We start from the raw sequence: 21,836 nt of genomic DNA, 5'->3' as shown, positions 1-21,836 counted from the left end.
GACCGCATTGGCTACTACATTCATCGTCAACTTTGGGTGAACTGTGTCACCCGGTTCTAGTTTTTCTGCCCGCGCGGGCAACGGGGAAGGAGTGCGGCCATGAGCGGTCCTTCTGATGAGGTGTTGCGGATCGATGCCCCTGCCCTGTCCAGTGCGTTTGCGTTGCTCGCCGATGTTGCACAGCGTCTGGGCGGTGGCGTGCGCACCGCTGATGGACGGGTGCGCTCGGTACTGGGACATGGCTGGTCTGGGGGCGCGGCGTCCTCGTTCTCCCCGATCTGGGACGGTTGGCATGAACAAGCCGCCGATTCGGCGAAAGCCTTGACCAACACCACGGCCAAGGCGCGCGACAGTGCACAGCACCTTCATGAGGCCAGCGAGCGCCTGTGACCCGGTTTCGGGTTGATCCGGCCGCGATGGCCGATATGGCCGAGGCGGTCGCAGCCTTGCGGACGCTGATCGGTGAATCCGTCGAGCAGGGCCGCGACGGGCAACACAAGATGGCAGCGGCGTGGGACGGGCGCTCTGCCACCAGTGCCGATGAGGCGACCGGCAAGTGGGTGAGCGCCAACGGTGAACTCGGTGAGATGGTCGGCAAGATCGTCGACTACCTACACGGGGCGCGCGAGGGCTATGTGCAGGCCACCAAAAGCAACACCGACATGTGGTCAGCAGGGGGCGGGACGCAGCTCGATGTCGATCCGCCGCAGCTAGCCGCCTCCGGCAAAGCGGTGGACGAGGCTGCCGATGCGTTGCGGGCTGCGGCACAAGCCCTCTCCGGTGCGCGCCTGAGTTTCAATGCGGGCCAAGACGATGCCGGGGAAAATTTCGGCGAGCAGTACACCGCGAGCGCCCGCCAGATCGTTGAGGCCCTCTTCCAAACGCTCGGGGCTGCCAGCTCCGTCGGGCACGGGATCGGGGTGTCAGCAGCCAACTACGCCCTCGCCGATGCCGCCGCCACCATCCCGCAAGCAAGCCCGTCGGTGTCGATGCCGGCCAAACCCCATCATCCGAAAATCTCTGTGAGCATTTCCAACGCTAACGGGGGCGGGGTGATGGCCCCGGCGCTGTGGTCGGTGGTCGAATTTTTCGTCGGCGATGTGTGGCCCAACGGCGACCCATCCGGCGCTAGGGAAGTGGCTGCGCCGTGGAAAGCGTTGTGGCAGGCCCTTCCTCGGGTCGCCGCACAAATGCAGGCTGCTAAGGCCGGGATCTCGGCGCAGACGATGCCCGAGGCCGAGACCATCGGTAAGGCGATCGACACCATCACGTCCTCGCTGACTCAGCTGGCGCAGCTGTCGGGCAAGCTCGCCCATGAGCTGGAAGGGTTCGCCGACGAGGTGCAGCACGCCCAAGACAGTGTGCGGGATTTGTTGCGGAGGTTGTCGCCGTCGAACATGTTGGACACGTTGGGCGACTTTCTGTTTCACGGCGAATCACCGATCGAGGAGATCAAGGCCGTGGCCCGCGACATCAAGGGCGTGCTCGATAATCACGGCAATCAGGTTGAGGCCCGTAAATCCGATCTGCTGGGTATCGGGGCGCAGATCGATGCGGCCAAGGACGCAATCAAAGACTGGGTGTCCAAAGAGTTTCCCTCGGCGGCTCCGGTCATCAATGCGTTGGTGAGTATGGATGCTGGGGCGCTGAAAAACATCACCGGCATGTTCACCGGCCCGCTGGCATATGTGGCCGGGCTAGACCCGACCCGGTTCGCTTACGACACCCAGGGCGCACAGCAGGCGTGGGGCGGGTTGGCGAAAACCGGGCTGAGCGCGTTAGATCCGGTCGGCACCACCGCCCGCGAGATTTCCAAACTTGTCTCCGATCCTGGTGGGCAGACCGACAAAACCCTGGAAACCGTCAAAGCCCTGGTGGACTGGGAAGACGTCAAGAAAGGCGACCCGTGGGAGGCGGTCGGCTACAACCTCACCACTGCCGCCACGTTCCTGGTCCCCGGCGGCGGCGCGGCCAGGGCCGCCACCGTGGGCACCGATGCGGCCCGCGTCGGTGGGGGCGTGGCCAACGCGGAAATCAAAACCACCACTGCGCTCGGTCGGGACGCCGCCGCCATCAACCCGGTGGCCGAGATCGGAGCCCAGACCAGCAAGATCACCGAAACACTCGGAAAGCTGCCTGACGGCATCAACCCCGGCGAACTCAAACTCGGCCCGCCCACCGACATACACCCACCAACGGCCACCATCAGCGAACCTAAGCCCAGCGCCCTCGAACACCCCGGCGTTCCGGCTGCTGAAACCAAACCCACTATCGCCCAACCCGTTTCCGAGGGCAGCGGCGTTCCGGCACAAGCAGAACATCGCGGCGCCCCCGCGCTGGAGCGCGCCGAGCCCAAACCGGCTGACGACGCGGCGCTGCTCGGCCACAACGGTGGCCCCGCCTACAGCGAGGCACCAGGACACGGTGTGCCCGCCCTGGCTGAGCGCCCCGTGCCGGTGGGTGAACGCGCCACCGAGCCCGCGCTCGCCGGGCCCGCCGAACACACACCCGCCCCATCGTCGGCGCATCCTACGCCCCCGGATCGGCCCGGACCCGGACCCTCGGAAACCACCACACCCCAATTCACCGAACGCACACCCACACCCGGCGACCACCTCCCCGGCGAGCGGCCCACCGCACCCAGCGAGCACGGCACCCCACCTGGCGAACGCCCTCTGGCACCGGGTGAGCGCCCACACGAACCCGTACCCGCCGAGCGCACACCGACTCATCCCGGCGAAACCCCGCGCCCCACAGACGGCCCGGTCCCGCCCGAACGCGCACCCGCACCACACAACGCGCTGCCCGAGCACGGTGAACCCGTTCCCGCTCGCACCCCCGCAGCAAGCGAGCACACACCACCCGCAGCGACACCCACCGTGCCCGCTGCGCCAGCCGGGCCAGCAGCGCCGCCGCATTCGGCGCCACCCGCCACGCCTCACGCCCCCAGTACGCCTGCCGCGCACGGAGAGCCCGTCAAGCCGTCCACCATCACACCGCTGCGCGAACCCATCCGCGAACCGCTGACCCCCAACCGTCCGCTACACGAGCCGCCCGCACCGGTGGAGTCCAAACCCTCCCTGGCCAAGACCACACCGGGCGAAGCGACCCCGGCAGCAGCCCGAGCACACGAACCCGCACCTGCCGAACGCCACGCAGCCAATGGGCGTCCTGGCCCCGAGCGTCCCGCAGAGCCCGTCCCGGGTGGCGGGCGCGGCCATGATGGCGGTGAGCCACCAAAACCACCCGCCGACATCGGTTCTCTTCTCGGGGCGCACGGGGAGCGGCCCGAATGGGTCCAGAAGTTCATCGACGGCGCCTCCGATGCGCCCACCGAGCCGGGCCGGATGCGTGAACTGTGGGATCACCTGAACCCTGCTCAACGCACGGACCTGTTCCGGCAAGACCCCATGTTCGGCGACAAAGCCCGTCTACCCGTTAGCTTGTGTGACGAGTACGCCCGCGATGCACTCAACTATTGGCTGGAACGTGTACCCGATGATCCGCTCTATCGCAGCATCGAAGAAGCCGTCCAGCAGCACCTGAACCAGCCACAGCGGTTCCTACTCGGATTTGAACCCACCGATGGGCGCGCCATCGTCTCGATCGGTAACCCCGATCTAGCCTCACACACCGGTGTGTTCGTGCCCGGAACATTCACCGACGCAACCAAACTCATCCCTAGCGCCAAGGACACTGGCTACGTGGAAGTCAGCCGACGCTTCCAGTACAGCGCCGAGCGGCGGTTAGAGGGCGAAGGCAGTGGTGTCGCGGTGGTGGATTGGCAGAACTACCGTGCCCCGCAATCCCTTCTCCCAGGTGCCGCGCGGGACAGCTTCGCTGAAGCCGGGGCCCCACGATTACGCGACTTCCTCGATCGCCTCGATCACACCAGCCAGATACCGGACGCGCATCGCACCGTGATCGGGCATTCCTATGGCGCGGTCGTCGTCGGGGAAGCCGCCCAAGACGCAGGACTAAACGCACACTCGCTGGTCACTCTCGGCGGGGCAGGTATGCACGCGCGCACCGTCGAAGACCTCATCCTGCAAGGGGTTCCACTCCAACCCGGGTCGGCACCCGTATGGGGGCTGATCCATCCCAACGATCCGATCCGCATCCTTGGGCCAGCCGATCGCACCTCGATCGGGCACGGTCGCTTGACCTACAAAGACGACTTCGGAGCACACCCCGAACGCATCAGCGAAAGAACCGGCCCCTGGCCCCTCAAACATCTACCCGCCAGCATCAAGGCCCACACCCACGCCTACTGGGCAGACGACAGCAAGAGCCTGCAGATCATCGGCGAAATCATCGCAGGCATCCGGCGCTAGAAGCACATGCACGTCACTACCATGGGATACGACATGACCGCACCGCAGATCCACCCCAAGCTCACCGAAGCACTCGCGCGCCAACGCACTGCTGAGCACATCGTTGGGACCCTCAAACACCTCCCTGACGGCTGGATCGTTGGATTCCAAGCGCCAGGATTCCGCCCACTCAGCGCAGGTAGCGGTGCAGTCGGCCCGAATGGGGAGTGGAACTTCGACGTGGGTTATTGGGTGTGGGGTTACGGTGACCTCTCCGGAGACGAGGTGTTCGATGCCTTCGTCAACGTATGGAACACCTGGGGCTGGATCGAGTCAGCAGAGCCTGCAGACTCGCCGACACGCTCCGCTTTCGGACGTACGCAAGACGGGTATCGCTTCGACATTTATCGTGGAGCTCGCGGCAGCGTGAGCATGAGTTGGACGTCGCCCTACTTCCCGGCGCCAGAATCTCGCTATGACGGGCTGATGCCCGCGATCATCACCAAGGATGGGCCGCAGTCGTACGACGACCCGCATCATCGGGCTTGACCAATCCTCATGGGTTTTGATGAGTTGGCTGGTGATGATCTTGTTGGGTGGTTGGGCAGCTGGGTCGACAAGGTTGCCGGGACCGTCGAGATTCAGCGTCCCCCAGCGGCCAGAGTCGGCACGGTGACGGTGTCGGTGCGTGGGGAGTTGCAACAGCTGAACTTGAGTCCGGAAGCAGTCAGTGTAGAACCGGAGGCATTGAGCCGAGCCATTGAGCGGGCGTATGCCAGCGCGTACGTGGAAGCGTTGCGACAGTTGGACATGGTGTACGCACGGATCGCAGCGGATGTATCCGGTGATGCCATGCTCGCGGGGCGTGTGCGCGAATTGCGTGCACAATACGCGGATTTGGCGGGGTTGAAGAAACTGATCCGCCCACCGACGCCAACCGTCAAGCGCCGCGATGTCGGCGCGGACGGTCAGGAATGGGATCCAGCGGCGGACCCTCTGCAACGGGGGAGATAGCCACAATAGCAAGGGGCTCGGCGTGGTAGGTCGACGACCTCTGGATGTTGCCACCGAATGCACCCACGCGGTTGCGTACCAAATATCATACGATCGTCTGATAAAGTTTACGCAATGAACGTAGATGTTGACACCAACGACGCCGCTGAGCGGCTTGGTCGCGCACTTGCGCGACACCGGAACGTGGACCCTCTTGGGCTCGTCCTTGTGTTTTACCTGCATGAGGCTCAGGCGGTTGAGCCTGGTAGGACTGACCGTCAGCAGACTCTTGACCTTCTTGACTTTGCCGCACAGTGGCAGAAAGCTCTAGCGGCTCAAATCGAACAGATTGTCTTGTCGGCGCGTGATATGGGGGCATCATGGGCCGATATTGGAGCCAGTGTAGGAATTGGAAAACAGACCGCATATTCGCGTTGGGGGAAGGCCATCGAAAGTCGCGACGGTAATTACTTCATCAATGACGTGGCGCGTGACATGGAATTACCGCTCGTGCGGGTTACTCCGTCGACTCCGCTCACCGAAGCGCAGGCCAACCCGATTGCCCCAACGGCCGCACAGCGGCGTCGAGTAGCCGGATGGATAAAAGGTGACCCTGACACCGAATGGACTGATCTGGACTTGATCGCCAACGCTGTAGTGACACTCGCTCGCAGTATGGCTGCCACTGCGCAACGGGATTGGAATGACGAAGCCGAAGCTGAGCATTATTTAACTTTGGCTCTGACAGTCATGGCGCCAGCCGCGCCGGGCGCCGAGGTTGCGGGGGGAACGAACTGATTATGCGCGCGTTCTTCGTTAGCTTAGATCTTCTGTTAGTGCTAGATATATATCCGCGTCGACCGCGATTCGCAGATTAGGGTCTGAAGTTATGCCGTTGCGCAAGGGTGAGTTGTTCGCGGGATTTGAGGTTGTGCGGCTGCTGGGCTCTGGTGGCATGGGCGAGGTGTATCTAGTTCGCCACCCCCGTCTGCAGCGTGATGAGGCGCTGAAGATTCTGCGGGCCGATGTGGACGCGGAAAGCGCAGGTTTGCGTGCCCGCTTTCTGCGAGAGGCGAACCTGGCCGCGCAGCTGGCGCATCCGAACGTCGTTGGCGTGCACGACTGCGGAGAGTATGAGGGCCGATTGTGGATTTCGATGGCCTACATCGACGGACTGGACACCGCCCGGCTTCTGAAGACCAAATATCCTGCCGGTTTCGCTCAGGACGATGTGATCAAGATAGTGACCGCTGTTGCGGACGCTCTCGATTACGCTCACTCCCGCAATCTTTTGCACCGAGATGTGAAGCCCGCCAACATCCTGATCACTGATTCACACCCCGGTCAACGGCGAGTATTCCTCGCTGATTTCGGTATTGCGCGTGGTTTGGAAGATAGCGGCGGCTTGACCGCCACGAACATGGTGGTGGGCACCTTCGGATACGCCGCCCCCGAACAGCTCGCTGGCACACGGATCGACGCGCGCGCAGATCAATATGCGCTGGCAGCGACCGCGTTTCAGTTGTTCACCGGCGAGCACATGGCTGTGGGTTCGCGCCTTGGCGCCATCAAGCCCGAATTAGCCTCATTCGATACGGTAATCGGCAAGGCGCTAGCACCCACCCCTGGCGATAGGTTTCCCAGCTGCCGAGATTTCGCTGCCGCACTGGCCGAATGTGCACAAAGTGATCGTCCAACGTGGGATGCAGGTACCGCCGCAGCAGTTAGGAAACCTCCGTCGCCCCCTGCTGCTCCGCTTGAGTCACATGCCGACACATACAGGCAACCGAAGCCGCTACTGCGGGCCTCTGTTCTGGTACCCATCATCGGTATTGCCGTGTTACTGGCTGGCATCGCGCTCGTCCAGAAGTACTCGGGTACCAGCGATAGCGATACTGCGCGTGCCAGTCAGTTGGCATGGACAACACCTTCGCTACCAGCGGCGACGACTCCAATCTCAGCGCCATGGGCGACTACGCACACTGTTACCGAAACAACCACCATTGCGACGACTACGACCACGACGAGCGGTGTTCGTCCCTACTGGGACGGGCCATGGCTGCGCGACTTCAGCGACCCAGTTGGCAATTGCTTCAACTACTGGGTGGTCCAGCCCGGAACAGAGCCAGGAATGTACGCGTTAAAGCACGGCTGCGTACCCGAGAACTGGAAACAGGCGCTCGGCGATCATTGCCGCTCATACCCTTTACCGGCAGGGAAATGCGCGGTCTGGGATCAAGATTCAATTCTGAGCGAGATTGGAAAACGGGGTGACCTACGCACTGTCGCTATCACCCAAGCCTGTTTAGACCGAGCCCATCTCGCGGATTTTCACGAGGGTCCGATACACGATTACTGCGTCGTGCCTGCGTCATAAAGTCGGGACCAGCGCCGATGACGGTCCGGCTTAGCTGTTCGGTCGTAACTCAGCCACTGCCCGTTGGGAGTTCGTCCGGGTGGGCTTTTTCGCCGACTGCGTTGCGTTCATCGAGGAGCCGGTCGATCGTTGTCGTAGGAATGATCGATCCGGGTTCAACTTGCGTGCGGATAGCCTCACGCACCGTGGCGAGAAAGCGCAGCTCACGATCTAATTTCGCGCGAGTGCCATCTATACCTATTTCAGACATCGGCTTCGACCATCATTCATAATAGGTACTAATCGATTATGCTGACGGCATGCCTACTGCGGTGATCTATACGAGGGTGTCTAACGACCAGTCGGGCCGGTCGCGGTCGACGGATGATCAAGAGCGCGAATGTCGGACCGAGTGCGATCGGCAGGGTTGGATGGTCCGTGAAGTATTGTGCGACAACGATATTGGAGCATCCCGATTCTCGGGTAAGGGCCGGCCAGCGTATCTGAAGTTGAAGGAGATCTTGTCGCCTGGCGACGTGTTGGTGACGTGGGAGGCGTCAAGGGCTCAGCGTGACCTCCGGGCCTATGTAGAGCTTCGGGATCTGTGCTTTGAGCGTGGAGTGTTGTGGTCCTACAGCGGGCGGACGTTCGATTTGTCGCAGGGTGACGACCGGTTCGGAACAGGCCTGGATGCATTGCTTGCGGAGAAAGAAGCTGAGCAGATCCGTGAGCGTGTACTCAGGGGTAAGCGAGCAGCAGCGTTGGCGGGCCGTCCGCCAACTCGCCCGATCTGGGGTTATCGGACTAAACGGGATTCCGTCAGCGGTCGGTCCATTGGGTGGGTTCCAGACGAGCAGTTGGCCCCAGTTGTTCGCGAGGTGGTCGAGAAGGTTCTGGCCGGTCAGTCTTTGTGGCCGATTGTTAGGGAGCTAGAGGAACGCGGAGTCCCGGCACCAACGAGAAAGCCTGGTCAGCCGGGGGAGTGGAAGCCGCAGAAGTTGCGGCAGACATTGATGTCGCCCAGCTACGCGGGACTTCGGATTCATCAAGGAGTGGTCATCGGAAAGGCTTCGTGGGAGCCATTAATCTCCGAAGAAGAACACCGTCAATTAGTCCGCTTGCTGACTGACTCTCGCAGGGTCACTCACAGGGGGTGTGAGGTTAAACACCTATTGACAGGGATTGCAGTGTGTGGCGTATGTGGGGGTGTAATGCGATTCTTCGCTCCACCGTCAAGCAGTTCCAGGCCTAGGTATCTATGTTCGCTTAGGAATTGTGTAGCCAGGCGTGCGGAATTGGTCGATACGCGTGTTCAAGAAGCGGTACTAGCGTTCCTGACGTCGGTTGACGCGTCTGTGTTCGCCAGTGGTGATGATCGCGAATCGGTAGCGGCCTTGGAACAGGCGCAGGTGTTGCGCGACCGGTTGGCTGAGTATGCGGAATTAGCGTCGAAGGGGAAGGTGTCGCCGGAGTCGTTCATGCGCATTGAGGGCAGCTTGTTGGCGGAGATTGCTGAGATGGAAAGCAAGGCTAACGTGGCGATGTCCAACCCCCTGGCGGAGAGACTTGCGGGGCCGGAGGCGCGGTTGCGGTGGGATCGATTGACGTTGATTGAGAAGCGTGACGTTATTCGGTCGTTGGCGAAGGTGACGATTCTGAAGTCGACGGTAGGCACTCGCAGGTTTAATCCTGATGATGTTGCGATTGAGTGGCGTTGACGGTTAGCGGGAGTTGCCGGAGCCGAGGGTTGGTGGGGTCCAGGTGCCGTTGGTGTGGTGTTCGAGTTCGGCGGTCTCGATGGGGTCCAGGGTGGCTAGCCGGTGTGCCAGGGTGTGTTCGTCGACCCAGAGGTGCGCTGCGAGTTTAGTGATGCTGCCGTGCGGGTGGCGCTGGTAGGCGTCAATCAAATCGGGTAAGCCGATGAGACGGTAGGCGGCGGTGGTGTCGGCGACGAACTCGCCACCGGGGCTGCAGTGCTGGTGTTGCTGCAGGTGCACGATGGTGTGCGCGATGCGGCTGCGCCGTGCGGCTTGGTCGAGGTCGGTGGAGAGCCAGATGATTCGTCCGTCGTGGCGGGCCGGGGTCTTGGCGGGCAGGTGGTCGGTGTAGATGACCCGGATGTTCGGGTAGCGCTGTCCGAGGTGTCGCCATGGGTGGTAGCGGGCGTCGAGGGTATCCACGTTGGTCATGGCGCACACGGTAGAGCGGGCCTCCGACAAGTAAACCCACCCTGACCTGCGTCTTTGTCTTACATTCGTGTAATTTCAGGGGGTTTTGCGGCGGCGGGCGTGCCGCCTATTTTCGTTTTCGGGGGTGTGTAGCAGGGCGTTGATGTTGTCGCGGTCGTAGTTGACTTGGTCGAGTTCATCGGCCAGTGCTTGGACGGCATCGCGCAGCATGGCGTCGCGGCGCGCGAGTTCGGCGAGTAGGAGCCCGGTGGGGATTTTGGTGACTACCTCGGTCAGATCCTCGGTGCTGGCGGCGGGATTGTCGGCCGCGCCGGTGGCTTGTAGGGCGATGGAGCGCACGAGGGCTTCGTCAACGTCAGGGAACGCGTCGGCTAGACCTGCCAACAGGGCGCTGCTGGGCATTTGTGGCAGGTAGGTGCGTTCGTCGTTGAGCAGCTTGTAGACGTAGGTGCGCGAGATCTGTGCCTTCTCGGCCAGCTCGGCGACGGTGTAGTGGTAGGCGGCGAGCTGATCGTTGAGCCAGCGGCTCAAAGCGTGCGCCACAGGGGGCCTCGTTTCCTTGTTGGCGGGCCGATTCACGATGACTGTCAACCCTTTGTTGTCAACAGTTCTCTTTCGTGTCAACAGGTCAGTGATCTGCACTAACAGTGGTCAGAGTAGGCCGGTGCCGCCTTTGTTGTCAACAAGGATCGCCTGGTTTGTCGGATATTGGTGTCAGACTGTTGACGAATCCGAGATCCAGATGAATGACGAGAGGCAGCCGGTGATGACAGCGGTGATGAAGTCCAACAGTATGGCGGGGGATGTGCCCGGCAGTGTGAGCGTTGATGGGCCCTTGTTGGTGGCTTATCTGCGGCGCAGTGGCCTGTCGCAGGCGGCGTTGGCGCGGCAGGTGGCGTGCAGCCGCCAGATGATCCACCTGTTGGTCTCGGGTAAGCGCTCCTCGTGCACACCGGCGATGGTCGCCTCCATCGAACGTGTTCTCGGGGTGGCTACAGGCACCTTGCTGACCACCGTGGCGGGGCGGTAACGGTGATGGCTGTTTCTGCAACGGATGCGGCGGCGATTGCCGCTGCAGCCAAACGTGATGCCGCCCGTGCGCAAGGCCGTGTGCTGACAGCGACGCAGATCGCCGTGCTGCGCCGCACGGTATTCGCACGAAGCGCGGCAGTGGAACGACAGGAGGTCTCGGCATGACCACCGCTCGCCCCGATGCTGTCCCAACTTTGGCCGATCTGGCCGCACGTGCGGGTATGACCCTGGAGAGCGGTCCGCATGAGCTGACCGCTATCGCGGCCTCGATCGCCGAGACGAACGCGGTGCCTCTGTCGGCCTATGAGGTCATGCGGGCACTGCTGCGCCTACAGCGCACACAGCGTGCCCAAATCGAATGGGCAGCAATCGAATACAGAAGTATATCAGCGTAATCGATTGTCTTACGACAACTGAATAGACGTCGATGGCGGTTCTCTCGCCAAAGAATTCCCGCCACCGACGCCCTCATTCACCTACACCCCGCTAGGAGGTGCGGCGTGCCGCATCGTAGTACCCGAAATGAGCGCAAGGCCATCGAGCGGGCCGCAGCCGCTGGCCAGTGGACCAGCGAGGCGGTCGGTCTATTCATCCGACGCTACGTGAGTCCGGATGGCGAGCGCATCGCCGATGTGCGGTACGCGGCCAGTGGTGCCGTCAAGGCGGCGGTTGTCTATCCACGTTTCGGTCGCCACCACATGCCCGTTCGTCTGCGAGACAGCCTGGGTCACAACGTCATTGACTACATCGAATTCGTCGAATACCGCGACGCCGGGGCGCCGTCATGAGCGTGCCCGAAACCCGCCTATCCGCGCAGCTGCGCAACCAGAAACCGCCACTACCAGAAAAGGGAAACCATCGTGCCTGAGGTAACTATCGTCAACCATCTTGACCGGATTGAAGCACGAGTCGGTGACCTCACGGTTGCCGAGGCCACGTGTGAAGGCGGCGGTATCTGGCGCATCCCTAACCCACAAGCTACAGACAAGCCGCACTTTTTCGCTGATGTGGCGGCTACGGAAAGTGCGCTGGCGACGATAGCCGCCGCCTACATGTCGGGGTTGGAGGCCGAGGCCGGGCCGGTGGCGATCGACCAGCGGCACACCTACTTGTTCTATGGTGCACTGCTGGCTGAAATCAACGGTCTTGCTACACATCTGGCCGACCTCAACAGCCGTCAAGTGCACATCACCAGCCATGGTGCGCATCTGGATGTGCTCGCCCAGATCATCAACGCTGTCGAGGGTGCGCAGGTGCTCGTGCGGTCCTCGCAGGCCACCCGCGAGGTGCAGGTGACGACGCTGTGAGCGCCCCGAAGGTTGTCACCGGTGTTGTCGTCACTCAGGTCAGTGCCGAGGTGTATCTGTGCGCACAGGCACATGGCACAACCCTGTTGGTGGCATCGACAGATCACTCATTGGCCCTGACTCTCAATGAGTCTGCCGCCCAAGAGTTCGCCGCCGAGGTGGCTGAGGCAATCGCGGCGATCAAGAGCAATAGCGCCGCGAGCTACGTGCGGCGGTGGGTATGAGCCACCTCATCAACGATGACGGCGACAGCTTGGACTTACGTGTTGTCGGTGTGGAGGAGCCGTTGGCCTCGGCCAGTCTCGATCAAGGCGGTACGTGGACGGTTGACCCCAGCGGTATCGCCGAGCACCTACCGATGTTCGACGTGCCGGACCGTGCCGACGCGGTGGGCGTTCTGAAGGCCATCGGGTACGCCTTTGAGGCGGGCGGCGGGGGCTGGCAATGAGTACCCGCTATGGGGTGCGTGAGGTCATCGGCGGGCGCCATCGTGTCGTCAGACTCTTCGGCAACGGTGGGTTCGCTGAGAAGCGGTCTTATGCCACTAGGGAATTGGCGCAGGGGCGGGCTGCGCAGCTGGGCAAGATCGCTGCCCGGCGTGACGCGGTGGCCGAGGCCAAACGCCGCGCCAAGAACCACTGCGAATGCGCGGGCGAATGTGGACACCTGCACCTTGCGTCGCGTGCTTGCCCGTGGGGTGAAGGCGAAGACATCGGCGGCGGTGTCGGCAAGGTGGTCCTGGTCGCGGTCGCGCTCGACGGCCACGACGACAACCTGTCGCTGGACAACATCAAGATGCTCTGTCAGCTCTGCAAGCAACAAGACGAAGCCGATCGAAACAACGGCGGCGCAGCACTATTCGACATCAGGGAGCCTCAATCATGAGCACCACAGAGATCGATTGGGACGTCACGGTCGCTGGCGGTGACATCGCCGAACGCGACCATTTCGGGGTCATCCGCAACGGCAACAACCAGCCGATGATCATGCCCGCGGGCGGCGGCAAGCGCGTCGCATATCAGCGGGTGACCAACTTCATCGACCACCTTGAGGACAACCGCGAAGGCCTGCGCATCTGGACCGAACGCCACGTGCTGCGGGGCCTGCGCGACTGCGATGACCTCAAGGCCGAATGGCTCAACGCCGAAACTGACCGCGACCTAACCTCGATCGCGTTGCGTGCCGCCAGATTCGGCGGCCGGGACATCGAGCAGGAGTGGGGCTCGATGATGCACGAGGTCACCGCCGCCATGGACCGGGGCGAGATGATGCCGCGCCAGTGGTTCAACGAAAACATCAAGGACTACCAGCGTGTCCCACCCGAGGCGAAACGCGACGCCGACGCCTACCACTTGGCGACCCGATGCTTGAGGCACCATCTCGTTGAGCAGATGCATGTGCATGACGGGTACCGGATCGCTGGCACACCGGATCGGGTGTCGACCTACCGGAAGATGGGCAAAGCTCAGGGCAAGCCGAAGATCGTCGACTTGAAGACCGGCAAGGTATTTGAGCGGCCTGGTCCGCGCATGATCGAGGCGCAGCTCGGAGGCTACAGCGAGAGCGTCCCGTATGACGTGCAGGCCGAAGTACGACTAGAGGCAATGGGTTACGACAAAAAGATGGGCATCGTCGTGCATCTGCCGATGATGTCGCGCAGCTGCGAACTGGTGTCCGCCGACTTGGCGAAGGGCCGCGCTGATTTGAAGATCGCAGCGGCCAAACGCGATAAGGGCCGGGGCCGGAAGTTGATGCCGATGGGGCGCGGCGTCGAACTCAACGAAGCAGCGCCATCGCTGCATGAGCGGATCACGTTGGCGTGCAATGCCGATGCGTTGCGTGATGTGTGGCTAGAGGCCAAATCGGCCGGTGAATTGACCGAAGACTTCAAGGCGGCATGCCTTGAACGCAGGCAACAGCTTGCGCGAACAAGTAAGTAAAGAAAGGGAAATACGCAATGAGTGCAGATGTGGACTGGAACGACATCGACCCGATCGAGGTGCCTGCGGGCGCGTTCATCGGCTGGGGCAACCGCGAGGGCCAGAAGGTCATCGGAACGGTCACCGAGTATGGAGATCGCACCGGCACTGACTTCAACGGGAGTCCATGCCCGGAGTTGACCCTGGTCCTCGCCGAGCGTGCGGCGTCGTTCAACAAGTCCGGTGACCGGACCGACTTCGATGCAGGCGAAGAGGTCTCGGTGACAGCCGGTGGCGTGAACCTCAAGAAGGCGATCCGTAAGGCGGCGCCGGAAGTCGGCGACCTGGTCAAGATCGAGCTGACCGAATTCGTCAAGACCTCCAATGGCACGGCGAAGATCTTCGACGTTCGCCTCAAGCGGGGCGGCGGCACGTTGCCGACCACCTCGGCGCAGTCGTCGCGCCCGGTGTCCGACGACGAGCCGCCCTGGTGATCGCTGCCCAGTAGCACCCGTGGCGGGCGATGAGATCCAGTGCTGTCGCCCGCCACGGCCAGCGACCCATCTCATCACGTGTCAACCAACCAGGTAAGGAGACTAAACGCGGTGAAGATTGTTGAATATCAACGCGAGTCGGTGCAGCTCTATCTCATCGACAGCAGCCGCGAGTGGACACTGTCCACCCACGGTGAAGACAGGACTGGGCGCCTGCGCGTGAGTCACCTGCACGCCTGCTGGGTGCGGCGCGGACAGGCGTGCCAGCTGGAGGTGAACGTCGCCGGTCGCCGCATCGAAGCAGAAGGGGTTCTCGCCGAGGGCATGCAGCTGTGGTGCCAGGGCAGTGAGCTGCCCGAGTGGATCGCGGACCTGTTGGCGCCCAACACGCCCGCATGGTGGCCACGATGAACACCCAAGCCGATGGGGCCGTCACACTGATGGCCGGAGATTGCCTTCACTGGCTGCCCACCATCGAGGCCGCCAGCGTCGATGCGGTGATCACCGACCCGCCGTATGAGCTCGGGTTTATGGGCAAGGGTTGGGACGCTACAGGTATCGCGTTCAACACCGAGGTCTGGCGTGAATGCCTACGTGTTCTCAAACCTGGCGGACACCTGCTGGCCTTCGGTGGATCACGTACCTGGCACCGATTAGCCGTAGCGATCGAGGACGCCGAATTCGAGCTACGCGATCAGATCGCCTGGATTTATGGCCAGGGCTTCCCGAAATCGGTGGGCGTGGCCAAAGCCATCGACAAGAGCAGAGGGATCTGGCGGGGTCGCGCCGGAACACCTACATCGGCCAACGGCTCGATGAGCGGCGGCAACTACCAGCGCACCGACAAAGGTGACCCGATCACCGACGCAGCACGGCAGTGGCAGGGTTGGGGCACCGCCCTCAAACCAGCGTTCGAGCCGATCATTTTGGCGCGCAAGCCGCTACGAGGCACTGTAGCGGCGAATGTCCTGGAACACGGCGCCGGAGCGCTGCACATTGACGCGTGCCGGGTCGGTAATCAGGTGCGCACCCATCCAGCCCGTGTCGAGCACCGCGACCCCGAGGTGGGCGTGTTCAAGTTCTCCGGGACCGTTGCCGCCCAGCAGGTGACGGGGCGCTGGCCCACCAACGTAGCCCTGGACCACGACGCGGCGACGTTACTCGATGAAGACACCGCATCGGTTAATGGCGGTGCGTCCCGGTACTTTCCGGTGTTCCGATACCAGCCAAAAGCTCCGAGCGCGCAGCGGCCCCGCATCGAGGTCAACGGGCGGGCCATAGCGCATCCAACCGTCAAACCGCTGGACCTCATGAAATGGCTGGTGCGCCTCACGGTTCCCGTGGGCGGGCTGGTGCTGGATCCGTTCGCGGGCAGCGGCACCACCTTGCAGGCCGCCCGCGAGCAGGGCATGTCCTGCATCGGGATCGAACAGGAAAGCCACTACGTGCAGCTGATCGGCCAGCGTCTAGGCATCCAGGCCCCCACAGCCACCGACCAAGCACCACCAGAAGGGAAGTCATGAGGGAGTTCTCGACATGTCGGGTCTGCGGCCAGGGGATGGCCGTCATCGCGTTCGGCCAGACGACACACCCCCTGTGTGAGGACACAGACCAGCTGACTCCGATCGAGGTGTTGACGGCACGTTGGCTTGAGGCGGCGATAGCGGGCGACGACGCGAAAGCCGATGCCCTGCAAGTCGAGATCGACGGACTTGATGGGATGCCGCCACGTTTGAAGGCCTCGGCGCTGTACTACGCGCAGGTATACCGCTGGCCGGTGTTCCCACTCAAACCGTACTCGAAGGTGCCCGCGACTCGGGCCGGGTTCAAGGACGCCACCACCGACCCGCGACAGATCAAGGCATGGTGGAACACCAACCCCCGGTACAACATCGGTTTGCCGACCGGCATCCGGTTCGACGTCATCGACATAGACCCACCCACCGGTATGCACTCGTATCTGCAACTGCGTGCGCTGGGCGATCCACACACAGGCAAGAGCCCGATACCCGAGGTGCACGGCAAGGTCGCCACCGCCAGCGGCGGTGTGCACCTGTACATTGAGCGCGCCGGGCGCGGCAACGCCGTGAACCTACTGCCAGGCATCGATATCCGCAGTCGAGGCGGCTATGTGGTAGCCCCGCCGTCGACCCTCGGCGAGCCTGGCCGAACCTGGTCATGGTCCTACCGCCCCTCACCGGCGCTGACCAGCACCGAGTCAAAGGCGTTGTCAGCGTGAGCATCAACCCCGAGCATGACGTGATCGATGCCATTGACGCGCTGGTTGATGAGCAGATGGTCGGAGGCGAGATCGCACACCGCGACCGCGCCCGAGCCGTCAACATCGATAGGTGTTCGCTGTGCGGCGGTGCGTGGCATGGCGAGGCGTGGACTGGTATCGACTATGCGCATCTCGGCGAGTATGACCAGCATGACCACGGGCGTCTCGTCGGCTGCCCCGGAGCATCGGCCACCACTGGACCGCAACGCATCCGGTGGAGATGGAGCCGATCGAGAGTCAGGACCGGAACACTGCAGATGGTCGGCCCCGGCGAGGGTTACACCGTCGCCGACCTGATGGCTATGCGATCGCGTCGGTGGTCATCGCGCCCCGTAGTGAGGCTCTGGGACGCGGACTTCAACCTGGTTGCGTCAACCGCCGAGCTTGAGGACACGCCGGATTGGGTGACCGAGCTGATGCAGCAGACCATCGCGTATATCGAAGATCAGATTCGGACGATGCTCGGATACCCCGGTGGCTCAATCACCCTCGATCCGGCCACGGTGGGCGAACTGACTGCCGAGATTCCGCTCGACGACATCGCGCCTGCCCCTGCTGTCTATGTCGATCAGATCGAGGCTATCCAATGGGGCGGCGGCGAGCCAGCGCGCGTGTATGGCCGCACCTGGATGCCCGGAGACGATGTCGATCCCTACTTCCGGCCAGTCGGATACGTGAGCGGCGATGGGCCTGCGCTGGTGATCGACGAGGACGGCCACGAGATCGGGCCGTGGGGCGGCACAACGCACGGATGGTCGATGTCCGACCACGTCGATCGTCTGATCGACCAACTAGACGACATGCCCGCGTCCCGCGTGGTCAGAGCGTGGATGGGGCTGCACGAGGTCTGCTCAGCACGGTGGCAGGCGTTTCGGCGGTGGCTGCACCTGTGAGTGAGCCAGAGAGTTTCGTCGACAACCTGACCCGCTACGGGCTGCTGCCCGGCAAAGGCGAGAAGCGTGCTGTCGAGCGCTTGCCGGCCAAACCGCGGGATACCGAAAATGCTTGGGCGATGGCCGCTCTGGCGGATGAGTGCCGGATCATGTCCGAGGCCACCGAGCCGGGCCGCAACGATCAGCTGAACAAGTCGGCGTTCGCGTTGGGGCAGCTGGTGCCGCACCTGCTCGACGAGCAGGAGGTGGTCGATGCGTTGACCAATGCGGCGTGGTCGGCGAGCCGCAACGGTAAGGAGCCGCTGACCGATTCGGAGATCCGGGCCACGATTCGCTCGGGCATGAACTCGGGTCGCCGCGACCCCCGGTATCCGCCGGAGAACTCGAATGTGGTGGCGATGCCGAGCCGGGTGGCGGTCACGGAGGCTGACCATCCGCAGGCGAAGGACTTCGATGTGTGCTCGCTTGAAGGCGGGTTCTGGGATGCGCGCGACAGCCTGCGCACCGTCTACGAGACGGCGATGTTCCGCATGTGCTCGCCGTGGGCGGTGTTGGCGCACTGCGCTGCCCGTGCCTTGACTCTGGTGCCGCCTCATATCCAGTTGCCGCCGATCGTGGGTGGTCCTGGCTCGCTGAACTGGTTTGGTGCGGTGACGGCGGTGTCGGGCGGTGGGAAGGGTGCGGCCAGCGCGACAGCTCGCGAGTTGGTCGACGAGCATGTGCATGCCCGCACGCCGGGTAGCGGCGAGGGGTTGATCGCGGCGTATGGCGGTCGCGATGACGAGGGCAATCCACGGGGCGATGACGCGCGCGAGGCGCTGATGTTCACGGTGGACGAGATTGACACCTTGTCGGCGGTGGGTGGGCGTTCCGGTGCGACGATCATGCCGATTCTGCGGCAGGCGTTTTCGGGGGAGACCCTCGGCTTCGCCTACCGCAACAAGCTGCCGATGCTGCTGGCGCACACCTACCGGCTGACCCTGGTGGCGTCGATTCAGCCGGACAGGGCCGGTGGTCTGCTCGCTGACTCGGGTGGTGGCACTCCTCAGCGGTTCATGTGGTTTCCGGGGACGGACCAGAGGATCAGTGCGTCGTCGCCGTATCCGTCCGGGTCGCTGTCGCTGCCGTCGTTCACGGACTGGCAGTACCCGCGTGTGCTCACGGTGCCCGCCGAGTGCGAGGGGCTGATTCGGTCTGAGCGGGTGAAGGCGGCTCGGGGCGATACGGCGGCGCTGGACGGTCACGCCTTGTTCTGCCGGGAGAAGTTCGCCTATGCGCTGGCGGTGCTCGATGGCAGGGCGGTGATGTCGATCGAGGACTGGGAGCTGTCCGGGATCGCGGCCAGAGTCTCTGACGCGGTGCGTCAGTGGGTCATTGATCAGCTGGCGGTGTCCGAGGTCGAGGAGGCATCCCATAAGGGGCGCATGGCCGGGGTCGCGCGCGAAGCCTCCGACGCCGAGCAGGCGTACCAGAAGCAACAACGCGTGGTCCGGGTCGCTCGCCTACTGCTGGAGAAGATGCCGAGCACCGAGGGTGCCCTGCGCAAGCGGCTGGCCAGTCGAGACCGCGCGCTGCTGGACCTTGCGCTGGCCACCTTGAAGGGCAACGAGCTGGCCTGGCACGACGGCGATCAGTGGCAGAAGGTTGGGAGCTAGCAAATGCAGATACAGGCCGTCGAAGGTGGACAAAGTGGACAGGTGGACAACGCCCGCGTCTGCGTTCACGCCAATTTTCATAAGGGTGCCCTAATTCGCCAATTTTTGCGCAGCGGTTCTACCAGCGCATATGCAAAGTATTTAGGAAAACTAACAATAGTTTCAATTCATGACGCGCGTGAGTGCGAGGTGGACATGTCCACCTGTCCACCTTTGTCCACCTCGGACCGGCGAACCGGCAACAGTGAAGGGATCAGTCAGTGACCATTCAATTCTTCGTGCCTGGCTCGCCAGCGCCTCAAGGCTCCAAACGTCACGTTGGCAGAGGCATTCTCATCGAATCCTCCAAGGCGGTCGGCCCGTGGCGTGAGCGGGTCGCACTAGCTGCCCACGCTCACGCACAAGGCCCCGATGATGGTCCACTCTGCGTAGACCTCGAATTCGTGATGCCCCGGCCCAAGACGGCGCCCAAGACGTTCACCAGGTTTGCGACCAAAAGGCCCGACATAGACAAGCTGGCTCGAGCGTGCCTCGATGCCATGACATCCGTCTGCTACCTCGATGACTCTCAGATCATTAGCTTGACGGCGCGCAAGCGCATCGCCGAGCCAGCCGAAACGCCAGGGGTAAGGGTCACTCTCGAAGTCCCCGTCTCCGCAACCGAGTGGTCTGCCCCGTTGGCCGAGACCACGACTGTTGAAACTTCAATGATTACTCGAGGTGCTGACGAATGACGACGACCGTAGCGCGCTGCGCACATCCGGACTGCAAGCGCGACAGAGGGGAACCCGTCTACACCGAACTCGGTGTGTGTGAGCCGTGCCAGCGCCGAGTCGCACGCGCACTCGATCGTGTTGTCATGGACTGGGTCACGCTGCATGCCACGCTCCCGGCACCCAACAAGGGCGAGAAACAGCGGACGGCGAAGGTCAAGGAGTACGGGCACCCCGCCGAATGGGCCTCGGTCATGGCGGCGGACATCGCTGAATGCCTTAACGCGGACCATGATTCGCTGGCGGACACGCTCGGGCAGACGCCCCCGCCCCACCCTGGAGCCGGTGAGGTAGCCCGCGTCCGGGCCGCGTACAAGTACCTGTCCGTGCGCATCGTCGAGTTGTGCCGCACCGACTACGCGCCAGACATCATCACTGAATGGATCGACCTACACGCCAAGGTGCGCGGCCAACTCGGACTCTCACGCCCACGCATCTCAGTGCCGATGCCCTGCCCCCAATGCGAGGTAGCGGCCCTGGTGCGGATCTCGGACTTCGGCGGCGACTGGATCGAATGCGGCAACTGCCAGAGCACGATCACCACAAGCCACTACCGCTTCTACGCTGACACATATTTCCGGTATGTCATGGATGCGATGTCAGCGATCGATAACACGCCTTGACACCTCGACGTTGTGAGGAATTATTCAAACCATGTCTTTGATTGAGTGGGCGCTGTCGAAATTGAAGCCCGAACTACTCCTGCCAGCGCTATGGCGGATGGTGGCGTCGCTGATCGGTATTGCGACATTGGGGTGCGCGGTGCTGCAAAAGTCCATTTATCCGTATCCGTCAACACCGACCGGGCTGCTGGCGTCCATCGCTAATCGTGCACACCTTGCTCCTGCTGAGCGCTGGCTGACCCAGGTGGGGCAATGGCTGAATCAGCAGCCCCAGAATCAACTTGCTTGGCTAGTGGGTGTGATCGCCTTGTGCTCAGGGTTGTATTGGGCGGCTCGGTATCGCGTGAATGCGGTCGAGAACCTTCACGTGAGCCTGACCTGGATCGGCTTAGGTGTCCTGCGGGAGACGGGTTGTGCGGCATGGGCGATGCTGCTTATCGCGGTGGCGATAGCTCTCGTTGTCGCGCAAGTGCACGTGAGTCGCTTTGGTTCTCGATACCATCGACTCCGAGACAGGCTGAACTACATACTTGCTCACGCTGTAGGGAGTCTGGCCGACTTGCCCTGGATAGTCGGCTTCTTGCTAATTCGGGGCACCGCAGCGTTGGGCGCGCAGTGGTTTGTCATCAATCCACGGGCTGAGTTCTGGTATCGCGTGGACCGACAACGAGACGACGATGATGTCGTTGAGGTGCAGCCGAGAGAAGGGGTATTCGCCATGTTCGCCCCGCCAGGAGACATTGAGCATCGGCTGAAACGCAGTCGTATGTGGAGTCACGCTGATACGTGGAGGCTGCTTAAGCGATCTCCCGAAGTCGAGTGGGGCGGTGGAGGTGGCGCAGACCGCCAGGAGAAGAAAGACCAGTAGGCCTCGGCGTAGGTCTCGGACGCCGGACACGCCCTGAGCGCCTGCGGATTTCGCGTCCGCCCAACTATTCGGGTATAGTGCAGGGAGCTGACATAGCTATATCCAAACCCCTCCACCGCATTAGCGCGAGGGGTTTTGTT

The 21,836-nt window shown here is 62.7% G+C and carries 28 protein-coding genes and 1 pseudogene; 26 read left to right on the top strand and 3 right to left on the bottom strand.

The genetic code is table 11. The annotated features are described in order from the left end of the window. Positions 1 to 99: 99 nt before the first annotated feature. From RHO23_RS14565 to RHO23_RS14540, 6 genes are all read left to right on the top strand, one after another. Positions 100 to 390, top strand: coding sequence for a WXG100 family type VII secretion target (locus RHO23_RS14565; protein WP_423487978.1), 291 nt, complete (start codon positions 100 to 102; stop codon positions 388 to 390). Next, positions 387 to 4,334 (top strand): alpha/beta hydrolase, encoded by a 3,948-nt coding sequence (locus tag RHO23_RS14560; protein WP_423487977.1) that lies wholly within the window; start codon positions 387 to 389, stop codon positions 4,332 to 4,334. The genes RHO23_RS14565 and RHO23_RS14560 overlap by 4 nt, the downstream gene beginning before the upstream one ends. Before the next feature lie 33 nt (positions 4,335 to 4,367). After that, the gene (locus tag RHO23_RS14555) at positions 4,368 to 4,862 is read left to right on the top strand and encodes a hypothetical protein (protein WP_423487976.1); all 495 of its coding nucleotides are present in this window, start codon (positions 4,368 to 4,370) and stop codon (positions 4,860 to 4,862) included. A gap of 9 nt (positions 4,863 to 4,871) precedes the next feature. Further along, positions 4,872 to 5,327: a hypothetical protein gene (locus tag RHO23_RS14550; protein ID WP_423487975.1), complete on the top strand. Its 456-nt coding sequence runs from the start codon at positions 4,872 to 4,874 to the stop codon at positions 5,325 to 5,327. Between the two features lie 114 nt (positions 5,328 to 5,441). After that, entirely contained in the window at positions 5,442 to 6,104 is a 663-nt protein-coding gene (locus RHO23_RS14545; protein WP_423487974.1) for a hypothetical protein, read from the top strand. Between the two features lie 91 nt (positions 6,105 to 6,195). Further along, positions 6,196 to 7,683, top strand: a complete 1,488-nt coding sequence (locus RHO23_RS14540; protein ID WP_423487973.1) for a serine/threonine-protein kinase — start codon at positions 6,196 to 6,198, stop codon at positions 7,681 to 7,683. 49 nt (positions 7,684 to 7,732) lie between these two features. Here the strand turns inward: RHO23_RS14540 and RHO23_RS14535 are convergent, their stop codons facing one another. Next, positions 7,733 to 7,933, bottom strand: coding sequence for a hypothetical protein (locus RHO23_RS14535; RefSeq protein ID WP_423488028.1), 201 nt, complete (start codon positions 7,931 to 7,933; stop codon positions 7,733 to 7,735). 49 nt (positions 7,934 to 7,982) lie between these two features. Between RHO23_RS14535 and RHO23_RS14530 the strand changes: the two are divergent. Then, a pseudogene (locus tag RHO23_RS14530) lies at positions 7,983 to 8,720 on the top strand (recombinase family protein); the annotation flags it as partial. A gap of 237 nt (positions 8,721 to 8,957) precedes the next feature. Beyond that, positions 8,958 to 9,380, top strand: coding sequence for a hypothetical protein (locus RHO23_RS14525; protein WP_423489294.1), 423 nt, complete (start codon positions 8,958 to 8,960; stop codon positions 9,378 to 9,380). A gap of 3 nt (positions 9,381 to 9,383) precedes the next feature. On the opposite strand, the gene RHO23_RS14520 is transcribed toward RHO23_RS14525, so the two are convergent. Continuing rightward, positions 9,384 to 9,851 (bottom strand): hypothetical protein, encoded by a 468-nt coding sequence (locus tag RHO23_RS14520; RefSeq protein ID WP_423488027.1) that lies wholly within the window; start codon positions 9,849 to 9,851, stop codon positions 9,384 to 9,386. Positions 9,852 to 9,926: 75 nt separating this feature from the next. Continuing rightward, positions 9,927 to 10,394, bottom strand: coding sequence for a hypothetical protein (locus tag RHO23_RS14515; protein ID WP_423488026.1), 468 nt, complete (start codon positions 10,392 to 10,394; stop codon positions 9,927 to 9,929). Between the two features lie 199 nt (positions 10,395 to 10,593). On the opposite strand from RHO23_RS14515, the gene RHO23_RS14510 reads away from it, so the two are divergent. The 18 genes from RHO23_RS14510 to RHO23_RS14425 all read left to right on the top strand — a co-directional run bounded on the left by RHO23_RS14510 (position 10,594) and on the right by RHO23_RS14425 (position 21,696). Next, on the top strand, positions 10,594 to 10,881 hold the full coding sequence (locus tag RHO23_RS14510) for a helix-turn-helix domain-containing protein (protein ID WP_423488025.1): 288 nt from the start codon (positions 10,594 to 10,596) through the stop codon (positions 10,879 to 10,881). A gap of 5 nt (positions 10,882 to 10,886) precedes the next feature. Further along, entirely contained in the window at positions 10,887 to 11,048 is a 162-nt protein-coding gene (locus RHO23_RS14505; protein ID WP_423488024.1) for a hypothetical protein, read from the top strand. After that, positions 11,045 to 11,278, top strand: coding sequence for a hypothetical protein (locus tag RHO23_RS14500; protein WP_423488023.1), 234 nt, complete (start codon positions 11,045 to 11,047; stop codon positions 11,276 to 11,278). The genes RHO23_RS14505 and RHO23_RS14500 overlap by 4 nt, the downstream gene beginning before the upstream one ends. A 105-nt stretch (positions 11,279 to 11,383) precedes the next feature. After that, positions 11,384 to 11,671, top strand: coding sequence for a hypothetical protein (locus tag RHO23_RS14495; protein WP_423488022.1), 288 nt, complete (start codon positions 11,384 to 11,386; stop codon positions 11,669 to 11,671). Between the two features lie 72 nt (positions 11,672 to 11,743). Further along, the gene (locus RHO23_RS14490; RefSeq protein WP_423488021.1) at positions 11,744 to 12,190 is read left to right on the top strand and encodes a hypothetical protein; all 447 of its coding nucleotides are present in this window, start codon (positions 11,744 to 11,746) and stop codon (positions 12,188 to 12,190) included. Further along, entirely contained in the window at positions 12,187 to 12,414 is a 228-nt protein-coding gene (locus tag RHO23_RS14485) for a hypothetical protein (RefSeq protein ID WP_423488020.1), read from the top strand. Before RHO23_RS14490 ends, RHO23_RS14485 begins: the two co-directional genes overlap by 4 nt. After that, entirely contained in the window at positions 12,411 to 12,638 is a 228-nt protein-coding gene (locus tag RHO23_RS14480; protein ID WP_423488019.1) for a hypothetical protein, read from the top strand. The genes RHO23_RS14485 and RHO23_RS14480 overlap by 4 nt, the downstream gene beginning before the upstream one ends. Then, a complete protein-coding gene (locus RHO23_RS14475) occupies positions 12,635 to 13,075 on the top strand; it encodes a hypothetical protein (protein ID WP_423488018.1) in 441 nt (146 codons plus the stop codon). The genes RHO23_RS14480 and RHO23_RS14475 overlap by 4 nt, the downstream gene beginning before the upstream one ends. Beyond that, complete coding sequence (locus RHO23_RS14470) at positions 13,072 to 14,130, top strand: hypothetical protein (protein ID WP_423488017.1); 1,059 nt, start codon at positions 13,072 to 13,074, stop codon at positions 14,128 to 14,130. Before RHO23_RS14475 ends, RHO23_RS14470 begins: the two co-directional genes overlap by 4 nt. Positions 14,131 to 14,147: 17 nt before the next feature. After that, positions 14,148 to 14,603: a hypothetical protein gene (locus RHO23_RS14465; protein WP_423488016.1), complete on the top strand. Its 456-nt coding sequence runs from the start codon at positions 14,148 to 14,150 to the stop codon at positions 14,601 to 14,603. Between the two features lie 111 nt (positions 14,604 to 14,714). Beyond that, positions 14,715 to 15,014 carry a hypothetical protein gene (locus RHO23_RS14460; RefSeq protein WP_423488015.1) on the top strand — a complete coding sequence of 100 codons (300 nt, stop codon included), beginning with the start codon at positions 14,715 to 14,717 and terminating at the stop codon, positions 15,012 to 15,014. Then, the gene (locus tag RHO23_RS14455; protein ID WP_423488014.1) at positions 15,011 to 16,126 is read left to right on the top strand and encodes a DNA-methyltransferase; all 1,116 of its coding nucleotides are present in this window, start codon (positions 15,011 to 15,013) and stop codon (positions 16,124 to 16,126) included. Before RHO23_RS14460 ends, RHO23_RS14455 begins: the two co-directional genes overlap by 4 nt. Beyond that, a complete protein-coding gene (locus RHO23_RS14450; protein WP_423488013.1) occupies positions 16,123 to 16,842 on the top strand; it encodes a bifunctional DNA primase/polymerase in 720 nt (239 codons plus the stop codon). Before RHO23_RS14455 ends, RHO23_RS14450 begins: the two co-directional genes overlap by 4 nt. Continuing rightward, positions 16,839 to 17,777, top strand: coding sequence for a hypothetical protein (locus RHO23_RS14445; protein WP_423488012.1), 939 nt, complete (start codon positions 16,839 to 16,841; stop codon positions 17,775 to 17,777). Before RHO23_RS14450 ends, RHO23_RS14445 begins: the two co-directional genes overlap by 4 nt. Beyond that, entirely contained in the window at positions 17,774 to 19,432 is a 1,659-nt protein-coding gene (locus RHO23_RS14440; protein ID WP_423488011.1) for a DNA primase, read from the top strand. Before RHO23_RS14445 ends, RHO23_RS14440 begins: the two co-directional genes overlap by 4 nt. Before the next feature lie 260 nt (positions 19,433 to 19,692). Continuing rightward, positions 19,693 to 20,166 (top strand): RusA family crossover junction endodeoxyribonuclease, encoded by a 474-nt coding sequence (locus RHO23_RS14435; RefSeq protein ID WP_423488010.1) that lies wholly within the window; start codon positions 19,693 to 19,695, stop codon positions 20,164 to 20,166. Next, positions 20,163 to 20,828 (top strand): hypothetical protein, encoded by a 666-nt coding sequence (locus RHO23_RS14430; RefSeq protein ID WP_423488009.1) that lies wholly within the window; start codon positions 20,163 to 20,165, stop codon positions 20,826 to 20,828. Before RHO23_RS14435 ends, RHO23_RS14430 begins: the two co-directional genes overlap by 4 nt. A 31-nt stretch (positions 20,829 to 20,859) precedes the next feature. After that, positions 20,860 to 21,696: a hypothetical protein gene (locus RHO23_RS14425; RefSeq protein ID WP_423488008.1), complete on the top strand. Its 837-nt coding sequence runs from the start codon at positions 20,860 to 20,862 to the stop codon at positions 21,694 to 21,696. Positions 21,697 to 21,836: the final 140 nt, after the last annotated feature.

It is taken from the genome of Mycobacteroides sp. PCS013 (assembly GCF_049532645.1).
GTDB classification, from domain to species: Bacteria; Actinomycetota; Actinomycetes; order Mycobacteriales; family Mycobacteriaceae; genus Mycobacterium; species Mycobacterium gwanakae.
Note: the sequence above shows the minus strand (reverse complement) of the source record. Positions and strands in the feature narration are given on the sequence as shown.

What these genes read in the sequence shown, in the direction of transcription:
- RHO23_RS14565 (WP_423487978.1), top strand. Translation starts at nt 100, where the DNA reads ATGAGCGGTCCTTCTGATGAGGTGTTGCGGATCGATGCCCCTGCCCTG.
- RHO23_RS14555 (WP_423487976.1), top strand. Translation starts at nt 4,368, where the DNA reads ATGACCGCACCGCAGATCCACCCCAAGCTCACCGAAGCACTCGCGCGC.
- RHO23_RS14550 (WP_423487975.1), top strand. Translation starts at nt 4,872, where the DNA reads ATGGGTTTTGATGAGTTGGCTGGTGATGATCTTGTTGGGTGGTTGGGC.
- RHO23_RS14545 (WP_423487974.1), top strand. Translation starts at nt 5,442, where the DNA reads ATGAACGTAGATGTTGACACCAACGACGCCGCTGAGCGGCTTGGTCGC.
- RHO23_RS14540 (WP_423487973.1), top strand. Translation starts at nt 6,196, where the DNA reads ATGCCGTTGCGCAAGGGTGAGTTGTTCGCGGGATTTGAGGTTGTGCGG.
- RHO23_RS14535 (WP_423488028.1), bottom strand. Translation starts at nt 7,933, where the DNA reads ATGTCTGAAATAGGTATAGATGGCACTCGCGCGAAATTAGATCGTGAG.
- RHO23_RS14520 (WP_423488027.1), bottom strand. Translation starts at nt 9,851, where the DNA reads ATGACCAACGTGGATACCCTCGACGCCCGCTACCACCCATGGCGACAC.
- RHO23_RS14510 (WP_423488025.1), top strand. Translation starts at nt 10,594, where the DNA reads ATGAATGACGAGAGGCAGCCGGTGATGACAGCGGTGATGAAGTCCAAC.
- RHO23_RS14505 (WP_423488024.1), top strand. Translation starts at nt 10,887, where the DNA reads ATGGCTGTTTCTGCAACGGATGCGGCGGCGATTGCCGCTGCAGCCAAA.
- RHO23_RS14500 (WP_423488023.1), top strand. Translation starts at nt 11,045, where the DNA reads ATGACCACCGCTCGCCCCGATGCTGTCCCAACTTTGGCCGATCTGGCC.
- RHO23_RS14480 (WP_423488019.1), top strand. Translation starts at nt 12,411, where the DNA reads ATGAGCCACCTCATCAACGATGACGGCGACAGCTTGGACTTACGTGTT.
- RHO23_RS14475 (WP_423488018.1), top strand. Translation starts at nt 12,635, where the DNA reads ATGAGTACCCGCTATGGGGTGCGTGAGGTCATCGGCGGGCGCCATCGT.
- RHO23_RS14470 (WP_423488017.1), top strand. Translation starts at nt 13,072, where the DNA reads ATGAGCACCACAGAGATCGATTGGGACGTCACGGTCGCTGGCGGTGAC.
- RHO23_RS14465 (WP_423488016.1), top strand. Translation starts at nt 14,148, where the DNA reads ATGAGTGCAGATGTGGACTGGAACGACATCGACCCGATCGAGGTGCCT.
- RHO23_RS14455 (WP_423488014.1), top strand. Translation starts at nt 15,011, where the DNA reads ATGAACACCCAAGCCGATGGGGCCGTCACACTGATGGCCGGAGATTGC.
- RHO23_RS14450 (WP_423488013.1), top strand. Translation starts at nt 16,123, where the DNA reads ATGAGGGAGTTCTCGACATGTCGGGTCTGCGGCCAGGGGATGGCCGTC.
- RHO23_RS14430 (WP_423488009.1), top strand. Translation starts at nt 20,163, where the DNA reads ATGACGACGACCGTAGCGCGCTGCGCACATCCGGACTGCAAGCGCGAC.
- RHO23_RS14425 (WP_423488008.1), top strand. Translation starts at nt 20,860, where the DNA reads ATGTCTTTGATTGAGTGGGCGCTGTCGAAATTGAAGCCCGAACTACTC.